This is a genomic window from Kitasatospora sp. NPDC057936, from assembly GCF_042887525.1.
Classification (GTDB): domain Bacteria; phylum Actinomycetota; class Actinomycetes; order Streptomycetales; family Streptomycetaceae; genus Kitasatospora.
This window is the reverse complement of record NZ_JBHVPD010000033.1, coordinates 13,511-22,439: the sequence shown is the minus strand read 5'-3', so window position 1 is coordinate 22,439 and position 8,929 is coordinate 13,511. Positions and strand designations below refer to the sequence as shown.

Here is an 8,929-nt window from a genome sequence, read left to right as displayed (position 1 = left end):
CGTTCTACCGTCGAAGGTCTACGCCCCTCCGCAAACACGTAAGTCCCGGGTGGGGGAACCACGCCCATCACCGGGGTGCGGCGGGGATTTTTTGCGCGCGGCCCGGGTCGCCCCCCCAGCCGCGCGTCTCCGTGCGGACATGAGCCGGAGCGAACGTGCAGCCCTCGAGAAGCTCGCGGCGGACCGGGGCGTCGTCGACAGCTTCGCCCCTGAGCACTCCTTGGCGAGCTCCTGTGAGGATGCGAAGGGCCGGGCCCGCAGTTGGCAGTCCGGGCTCGGCCGCCGGTGCGTAAGGTTGGGACGGCTGACGACCACCCGCACGGCTGGAGATTCGATGACTGAGACTGCTGCCCCCGACATGCCGTTCCCCGTCGGCGTGGTCGGCCTCGGCGACATCGCGCAGAAGGCCTACCTGCCCGTCCTCACCGCGCTGCCCGGCCTCGACCTGCGCCTGATGACCCGCGACCGCGCCAAGCTCGACCGCATCGGCGACACCCACCGCATCGACCCCGCCCACCGCCACACCGACCTCGGCGAGCTCATCAAGGGTGGCATCCGCGCCGCCTTCGTGCACGCGGCCACCGACCAGCACGTCCCGATCGTCGAGGAGCTGCTCACCGCCGGCGTGGACGTCTACGTCGACAAGCCCCTCGACTACACCCTCGACTGCGCCCGCCGCCTCGTCGACCTCGCCGACCGCACCGGCCGTTCGCTCATGGTCGGCTTCAACCGCCGCCACGCCCCCGGCTACGTGCAGGCCCTGGAGCGCCCGCGCGACCTGATCGTCCTCCAGAAGAACCGCGAGGGCCTGCCCGAGGCCGCCCGGACCCTGGTGTACGACGACTTCATCCACGTCGTCGACACCCTGCGCTTCCTCGTCCCCGGCGAGGTCGAGCACGTGGACGTCCGCGCCCGCCGCGTCGACGGCCTGGTCGAGCATGTCGTCCTGACGCTCGCCGGCGACGGCTTCACGGCCCTCGGCATCATGAACCGTCGCAGCGGCTCGACCGAGGAGGTCCTCCAGGTCTCCGGCACCGACTCCAAGCGCGAGGTCCACAACCTCGCCGAGGTGATCGACCACCGCGGCCAGCCCACCACCCGCCGCCGCGGCGACTGGGTGTCGGTGGCCCGCCAGCGCGGCATCGAGCAGTGCGTCCTCGGCTTCCTCGACGCCGTCCGGGGAGGGAAGACACTCGACGCCCACGACGCCCTGCGCACCCACGAGTTGTGCGAACTGATCGTGGAGCGCATCGAAGGCCCCTGAGCGGGTACCGGTCGACGGCTTCCTCGAACCCGCCAGTCCCCATTGCGCCGGGTGCTGTACAGGCAGCTTCATCTGACTACAGGACGTCCGGTCGATTCTTCAGGACCTCCGCCCTCTGGGTCGGACGCAATGGCAGGCCTAGCGTTCATGATCATCGGCTGATGCGCCCGAACATCCGGGTTGCAGGCGGCTTATTGATTGACTCAGAGGGAGATGTCTTGCGTTCCAAGGGAATCCTTGCCACGGGAACAATCGGCGCACTGGTCGGCGGCTTGCTGCTGGCAGGGGCTTCGACCGCATCGGCGGTCGAAGCCTCGTCGGGAAGTGGTTCGACGATCATGAACGTCGGGTCCCACATGTGCATCGGCGCCAAGGGTGGCGGGTCCGAACCCGGCCGCCTCGTCCAGGAGTGGGACTGCAGCAAGAAGCCTGAGCAGAGCTGGACGTTCAAGGAGGCGGGGCAGGGGTACACGATCGAGAACGGTCACGGCCTGTGCCTCGGCATACAGGAAGGCAGTAAGAACAAGGGCGCCCCGGCGGTCCAGGCGAAGTGTGACGGCAGTAGCGACCGGCACTGGAAGCTCAACTTTGTCCACGGCTCCAGCTGGCAGCTCGTCAACAGCAACTCGGGCTACTGCCTGGGCATCCGGGAGGGCAGCAAGAAGGAGGGGGCCGACGCCCTCCAGTGGGACTGCCTCGACATCCCCGATCAGCAGTGGAAGCTCCAGGTGGGCTGACAACCCCGGAGCCGATCTCCGCAGTGGTTGGACCGCTGCATGACTCTCCCTGGCGTGGTGGGCACCCGCAGGAGCCCGTCGGCGCCAGGGAGAAGGTCCGCCCGGAGAAGCAGCGAAGCAGGGACATGCTCCTCCACGCGGATCCGGTGCCGGCCTGAAGGACACTGGGCGCCGCAGCAATTCCGGGACCGCCAGGCGTCATTGACGTCTGGCGGTCCTTCGTGGTCTCAGCTCCCGTCCGTCCTGGGCCGTGGTCCGCGCTCGGCGGCGGGCAGACGCAGGACGAGCCGGGCGCCGGGCACCGTCCCCGCGGGAGCCTCGGCCGTGAGCGTGCCGTGGTGGGTGGTGGCGATGGACCGGGCGATCGCCAGGCCGAGGCCGGCTCCTCCGCAGCCCCTGGTCCTGGCCGCGTCGAGCTGCGTGAACCGTTCGAAGACCCGTTCCCGGTCGGCGGGCGGAATCCCCGGACCGTCGTCGGCGACTTCCAGCGTGATGCTGCCGTCCTCCGTCGCGACCCTGACGTGGACTGCGGCGCGCGCGTGGCGGCGGGCGTTGTCGACGAGATTGGTGAGGACGCGGACCAGGTGCGCGGGAGTGCCCCGGACCGTTGCCGGGCCGGGTGCGTCGACGAGCACGACGGGGGCGGCCGAATTCGACGGGACCGCCCCGTGGGCACGGGCCAGCTCGGCGAGGTCCACCTCGCTCTCGTGGCCCGGGCGGTGCGCGTCGAGCCGGGCGAGCAGCAGCAGGTCGTCGACGAGCCCCGCCAGTTCGTCGGTGTCCTCCAGGGCGTCCGCGACGGTTCGCGGCCAGTCGGTCCGGTCCGGGTGGGCCAGCGACAGCTCCAGGCGCGTACGCAGGGTGGCGAGGGGGCTGCGCAGTTCGTGGGAGACGTCCCCGGTGAACGTGCGCAGCCTGGCCACCGCGTGGTCGAGCCGGTCCAGCGTGGCGTTCATGGCCGTGGCCAGGCCGGCGATCTCATCGCGCCCGCCGGGTACGGGCAGGCGCCGGTGCAGGTCACCGGCCGTGATGTCGGCGACCTCGCGGCGCAGCGCCTCGACGGGCGCCAGCACACGGCCGACCGCGGTCCAGGTCAGCCAGGCGCAGAACAGCACGAGGACGAGGAGGATGGGGATCATCCACGACGACATGCTGAGCAGCGTCGCGCGCGCGGCGTCGAAGTCGACGACCGCGGCGACCTGGAAGCGGCCGTCGCCCGAGTTCACGATGGCCGTCGCGTCCGAGGGGGCGCCGGCGGACGGGGAGGCAGAGGTCGGTGACACTGACGCGGAAGGGTGCTGCGCGACCGGTCCGGGATCCCACTGCGCGGCCGTCGTACCGGGGTCGCCGAGGCTGACGGCGCCGACGGCGCCGCCCCGGACCGTGTAGCTGCCGCCGGAGGAGCTGCTCTGCGCCTCCAGCACTTCCACGGCCGAGACCGCGTTCCGCCGTGCTTCGTCCCTCGCGGCTTCCCACAGGTCGGCCCGCAGGGCAGCGAGGAACGCGGCCGAGGCCGCGACCAGCGCGAGGGCGAACGCGGCGGTGACGGCGGCGGTGGCCCGGGCGCGCAGCGTTCGCGGAGCGGACCGCCTCAACCTCACTGACTGCTCGTTCACCGGCGGCCGATCGGCCGGGCGGCGTCGTCCCGGGGCTGTTCACAGGAGACGTTCGTGACGGGAGGGGCTGACGGAACGGGCAGCAGACGCATCCCACCAGAATGCCTGAGTGCGCAGGTCCGGCTGGTCCGGCCACGAGTCCTGAGTACGGCGTCAGTTCACCATTCGCTGGTTCACGGGGCTCACGGGGCTCACGGGGTTCACGGGCGGGAGGTGCCGCGGTGCCGTGCCGTGAGCCGGTAGCCGGCGCCCCGCACGGTGAGGATGCTCACCAGCCCGAAGGGAGTGTCGAGCTTCCGGCGCAGGGCGCTGATGTAGACCTCGACGACGTTGAGCGGCCGGGGCGACCGTCCCTCCCAGACCCGCTTGATGATCTCCGGCTTCGTGACGACCTGCTCCGCCCGTTCGGCCAGGCAGGCCAGGACGGCGAACTCCTTGCCGGTGAGCTCGACCTCCGTCCCCCCGCGCCAGACCCGGGTCGACACCGGGTCCACCCGCAGGTCGCCCACCAGCCACTCGGTCGGGGTCCGCTGCGCGCTGCGCCGCACCAACGCCTTCAGGCGGGCGAGGAGCACGACGAACGAGAAGGGCTTGACCAGGTAGTCGTCGGCGCCGGTCTCCAGCCCCTCGGCGATGTCGTACTCCCCGTCCTTGGCGGTGAGCATCAGGACCGGCGTCCGGTCGCCGACCGTCCGCAGGCGTGCGACCACCTCGTATCCGTGCATCCCCGGCAGCATCACGTCGAGGACGATCACGTCGTAGCCACCCTCCAGGGCCCGCCGCAGGCCCGCGTGCCCGTCGGGGGCCCAATCCGCGTCGATGCCCTCGGCGGCCAGGCCCTGGCGGAGCAGGTCGGCGAATCTGGTGTTGTCTTCCACGAGCAGCAGACGCATGACGTCAGCATGACGCCCGCCGTCGCAACCCTCCGGTAACCCTGAAGCAGACTTCAGGAGACTGCCGGTGGCGGCCGGTACGTGGTCTACTTTCATCCACCGGCCCCGGACGCCCGGCGCCGGGCCCGCATGTTTGCCGGGCCCGCATGTTTGCCGGGCCTGGGTGTTTGCCGGGCCTGGGTGTTTGCCGGGCCCGCGTGTTCGCCGAGCCCGCGTGTTCGCCGAGCCCGCGCGTTCCCGGCGTCGATGCACGGAAGACCGCCCGATCGCGAGGCCCCGGCCGTCACCGGCCGGTCCGGCGGGGGATGCGCCCGGAGGCTGAGCTCGGACCGCTCCTTGCACCGACCGCCGATTCACCTTCCGTCCTCGGTCCCGGCTCTGCTGCCGAGGACGTCGTTGCTCTTGAGACAAGGACGCCCACGATGTCGTTGCCGGAATTCAGCGAGATCCCCGCACCCGCCGACTGCCCGTGCCCCGGTTGCGCCGAGGCCGCCGCGCAGGACCGGGCGGCCGTGGCCCGTTCGACCCGCGTACGGGCGACCAGGCTGGTCGCGGCGGGTGCCATGACCGCGGCGGCATTCGCCGGTGCCGGGACCGCCGGGACCACCGAGGCCGTTGCGGCGGAGGGCGCCACACCGTCGTCGCCCGTCGGTACACCGATGGGCGACGACGACGGCTCGCCGTCCCCGCAGGGCATGCCCAGTCCCTCCACCGGTTCCGCGGCGACCGCCGCACCCCGGCTGACCCGCGCCCAGATCCTGGCCCGGGCCCAGGGCTGGATCGATGCCAAGGTCCCGTACAGCATGAACCGCTACCGCCAGGGCTACCGCACCGACTGCTCCGGCTTCGTCTCGATGGCGTGGTCCCTGCCCGGCAGCCACTGGACCGGGGACCTGCACCAGTACGCGACCCGCATCACCAAGACGGAGCTGCGCCCGGGGGACATGCTGCTCTTCCACAACACCGCGAACCCCCAACGGGGTTCGCACGTCGTGCTGTTCGGCGGCTGGGCCGACAGCGAGCACACGCGGTACGTGGTGCTGGAGCAGGCCGGCGGGCGTGGTGCGGTCAAGCGGACCATTCCCTATGCGTACACCTCGCACGGGTCGTCCTACATCCCGTACCGCTACAACGGTGTCCAGGAGGAGGACATACCAGGAGACGGTTCCGATCGTGCCTTCCCGGGCGCGGCACGGTTCGGCCCCGGGGCCGACAACGCGGACGTCACCAGGCTCGGCACCATGCTGATCGGCCGCGGCGCCGGCCGCTTCTACCAGCACGGGCCCGGCCCGCGTTGGGGCCGTCCCGACAGTGATGCCACCCGGGCGTTCCAGCAGGCGCAGGGCTGGTCGGGGGCGAACGCCGACGGGATCCCCGGGGCGCAGACCTGGCGACTGCTCGTCGAGGGACGCGGCAAGGACATCGGACCAGGCGCGGACCGCCCCGCCGACCACCCCGCGAACCGGCCCCCGGCATTTCCCGGGGCCGGGCACTTCAGGCCGGGCCAGCGGAACGACCACGTGGCGCTCCTCGGCAGGCAACTGGTGGCCAAGGGCTACGGCCGGTACTACCGGCAGGGCCCGGGGCCTGCCTGGAGCGAGTCGGACCGCCGCGCGGTGCAGGCCTTCCAGGCCGACCAGGGCTGGCACGGCGCCGACGCGGACGGATACCCGGGGGAGCACACGTGGCGACTGCTGTTCCGATGAGGTGAATGCGTGATGCCGGGTCAGCCATGTGTGGACGGTGGCCCGGGCACTGTCCTCGACACGTAGGACCGAGCCTCATCGTGGAGCGCATCGAGGGCCCCTGAGCGGGTACCGGTCGGCGGTTTCCTCGATTCACTTTGGTGCATCCCCCCGGCGACTTTCCGGTCTACCGGGGGGATCGGTGAAGACCCAGGATCGATGCACGGTGGGACCGACCCGCCTGAACCATCGACAGGGATCGAGGAAGAGATGTGCGATGACGTCGGCCGGTCGGAGCGGACGAAGAGGCGGCCCGAGTACCGGGACCTCGCCGCCGACCTGGTCGATCGGTTGCCCCGGCCCAGGTCGCCCGAGCGGGTCCCGGCGGTCGGGCGGATCGCTCGCTTGTACCGAATCCCCGTCCCCACGGCGGAGTTCGTCCGGCGGGCTGCGGTCACCCTGCTGCGGCGACCGCCCTGGCTCCTGCCGCAGCCTCCCGGCTCGGTGGCGTGGCTGGGCGTGGCTGCGGATCTGCGTGAGCGCATCGAGGCGCGCAGCCTGCGAGGGCGGATCCCCGGGCGGCGGGCGCTCGCGGAGGCGTACGGGGTGAGTTTCGACGTGGTCAACCAGGCCGTCGAGGCGCTGATCGAACAGCACCTGCTGGTGGTCAGGCCCGGTTCGCCGGGCACCTACGTCAACGAGGAATGGCCGTGACCGCCGCGAACAGCACCCCGGGCAGGGGTGCTGTTCGCGTTTCAGCTGCTCAGATTTCAGCTGTTTGCGTTTCAGGGGGCAGGGCGCAGGCCGGTGACGAGGTCCTGGACGAGGGTGTACGAGCGGATGCGCAGCGCGTGGTCCGGGCACGGGGTGGAGACGGCGAGGGTGTCGGGCCGGTACAGGTCGAGCAGGTAGGCCAGGTGTGGCCTGATCCGGTCGGGCGTGCCGACCAGCGTCCGAGGCCGAGCGGTGGCCGTAGGCGGCTCCGCCCAGGCGAGCAGGGCCTGCAGCGCGGCGGCCTCGTCGGGGTTGTCGGCGCACGCGATCCGCAGCGCCAGCGCGACGCGCGGTGCCCCGGGGCCGGCCTCCGTGCGGCAGAACTTCCGGTAGTGGTCCAGGAAGTCCGGGCGCGGCAGGTGATCGGCGGGGAGTTCGAGGCAGAACGGAAGCCCGTACGCCGCCGCGACGGCGGCGTCCTCGGCGCGCTGTCCGGTCAGCCAGATCCGCGGTGGAGCGGTGGGGGAGCCGTGTACGTCCTCATAGCGGAGGGCGGCGAGCAACGCGGTGAGCCGGGGGCCCGGAAAAGGCGTGCCGTGAGCGGCGTCCGGATCGGTGGCGACGATCAGATCGGTCCGCCGCGGGTGCAGGTGGGCGAGCGACATGAAGCCGGCGGCGCCGCGGACCGGGCCTCCGTCCTCGGGCAGGACCAATCCGGTTCCGACCCGTATGGATCCGGTGATGGTGGCGGCCGCGGAGGCCATGGCGGTGAGCATGTGCGAGTGACGGACCGTGCCGGGGTCGACGGCGGCCCAGTAGCCGTCCCAGCCCAGTTCTTCGCAGTCGAGCGCCAGCCGGACGGCCTCCTGAGCGGCGGCCGCCGTGCCCGTCAACGCGTGCTCGCGGCCCGACACGTGGATCGGCGCCTGATCATCGACGATCAGTTCCATCGGAGTTGAGGGGAGCCTTTCGGGTCGCGGAACCGTGGAGTCCGTCCCGCACCGCGTGCGAGGAATTCCACTCCGGTGTGCGGACGGTGTTATTCATGGCGCTTCCCGGTCGAATGGGCGCAGAAGGACGGTAACACCGGGGAATGCCACTTTCGCTGCCCGGCCGGTCCACTTTGGATTCGCCCGACCGGGGTTTGATCGATGGGTGCTCGGCCGACCCGGCCGGCTCGCAGAAATCCGAAAAGCGGAGATCAATTCAATGACGATGAACAACCGGCGCACCGAGACTGCCAAGCGCTGGACGAAGCTGGCGGCCGTGCCGGTCGGTGTCCTGGCCGCGGGGGCGATGGTGCTCGGCGCCACCCACGCCACGGTGTCGGCCGGTGCGTGGAACAAGGACAACACGATCGAGTCGGGTTCTTGGACGAAGTCCAAGGTCGGCAGCGACCAGGGCACCGACGCTGTCGTCAAGGTGTCCAACCTGATGCCCGGCAAGCCTGGTAGCGCCAAGGTGACCTACACCTACGAGCCCAAGAAGTCGGAGGGCAAGGAGAGCTGGGGCCAGGTGGTGCTCAAGGACATCGCCATCACGAAGGGCCACGGCAAGCCGGTCATCATTCCCTCGCAGTCCGAGCTGGCCAAGAACCTGTATCTCAAGATCACCATCAAGCAGGGGAACCACACGACGGAGGAGCAGAAGACCCTCGCCGCGTGGTACGAGATGACGAACACGGACAAGAACAAGATGGGCCGCACGGACCTGCGGCGGGAGAAGCTCGACCGGAACAACGTCCACGCCCCCGAGAACAAGGCTGACGTCACGCTTGAGTGGAAGCTCGCCGACAACGCCCCGGCAGAGGCCGAGAACTCCGGTCTGAAGTTCGACCTCGGCGCTGAGATCGACGCCGTGTAGTACCCCACCCCTCCACCCTCGCGGGGGGGGCCCCGCCGGGACCCATGGCCCCCCCCGCGGGCGGGGGGTTACCCCACGAGCAAAGGGAAGCGGGGCGGGGGGGACGGGGAAAAGAACACGGGGGGTGGGGGGGGGGGGCGGAAATAGCAGGGGGCCC

General features: G+C 71.0%; 8 protein-coding genes. 5 read left to right on the top strand and 3 right to left on the bottom strand.

Features of this window, described 5'->3' with window-relative positions; translation table 11 throughout:
• Window positions 1-334: 334 nt before the first annotated feature.
• Both ACFVU9_RS19050 and ACFVU9_RS19045 read left to right on the top strand, forming a co-directional pair.
• On the top strand, window positions 335-1,264 hold the full coding sequence (locus ACFVU9_RS19050) for a Gfo/Idh/MocA family protein (protein WP_387594552.1): 930 nt from the start codon (window positions 335-337) through the stop codon (window positions 1,262-1,264).
• 161 nt (window positions 1,265-1,425) lie between these two features.
• On the top strand, window positions 1,426-2,001 hold the full coding sequence (locus ACFVU9_RS19045) for an RICIN domain-containing protein (RefSeq protein ID WP_387594550.1): 576 nt from the start codon (window positions 1,426-1,428) through the stop codon (window positions 1,999-2,001).
• A gap of 227 nt (window positions 2,002-2,228) precedes the next feature.
• Here ACFVU9_RS19045 and ACFVU9_RS19040 read toward each other — a convergent pair whose 3' ends face one another.
• Together ACFVU9_RS19040 and ACFVU9_RS19035 are read right to left on the bottom strand one after the other, a co-directional pair.
• The gene (locus tag ACFVU9_RS19040; RefSeq protein ID WP_387594549.1) at window positions 2,229-3,602 is read right to left on the bottom strand and encodes an ATP-binding protein; all 1,374 of its coding nucleotides are present in this window, start codon (window positions 3,600-3,602) and stop codon (window positions 2,229-2,231) included.
• A 215-nt stretch (window positions 3,603-3,817) separates the two neighbouring features.
• A complete protein-coding gene (locus ACFVU9_RS19035) occupies window positions 3,818-4,510 on the bottom strand; it encodes a response regulator transcription factor (protein WP_387594547.1) in 693 nt (230 codons plus the stop codon).
• 422 nt (window positions 4,511-4,932) lie between these two features.
• On the opposite strand from ACFVU9_RS19035, the gene ACFVU9_RS19030 reads away from it, so the two are divergent.
• Window positions 4,933-6,216, top strand: coding sequence for a peptidoglycan-binding protein (locus ACFVU9_RS19030; RefSeq protein ID WP_387594545.1), 1,284 nt, complete (start codon window positions 4,933-4,935; stop codon window positions 6,214-6,216).
• Window positions 6,217-6,600: 384 nt separating this feature from the next.
• A complete protein-coding gene (locus ACFVU9_RS19025; RefSeq protein ID WP_387594543.1) occupies window positions 6,601-6,909 on the top strand; it encodes a GntR family transcriptional regulator in 309 nt (102 codons plus the stop codon).
• A 71-nt stretch (window positions 6,910-6,980) separates the two neighbouring features.
• Here ACFVU9_RS19025 and ACFVU9_RS19020 read toward each other — a convergent pair whose 3' ends face one another.
• A complete protein-coding gene (locus tag ACFVU9_RS19020) occupies window positions 6,981-7,859 on the bottom strand; it encodes an LLM class flavin-dependent oxidoreductase (protein WP_387594541.1) in 879 nt (292 codons plus the stop codon).
• A 259-nt stretch (window positions 7,860-8,118) separates the two neighbouring features.
• Here ACFVU9_RS19020 and ACFVU9_RS19015 point away from each other — a divergent pair, with 259 nt between their 5' ends.
• The gene (locus ACFVU9_RS19015; protein WP_380444871.1) at window positions 8,119-8,772 is read left to right on the top strand and encodes a hypothetical protein; all 654 of its coding nucleotides are present in this window, start codon (window positions 8,119-8,121) and stop codon (window positions 8,770-8,772) included.
• The last annotated feature ends 157 nt before the right edge of the window (window positions 8,773-8,929 follow it).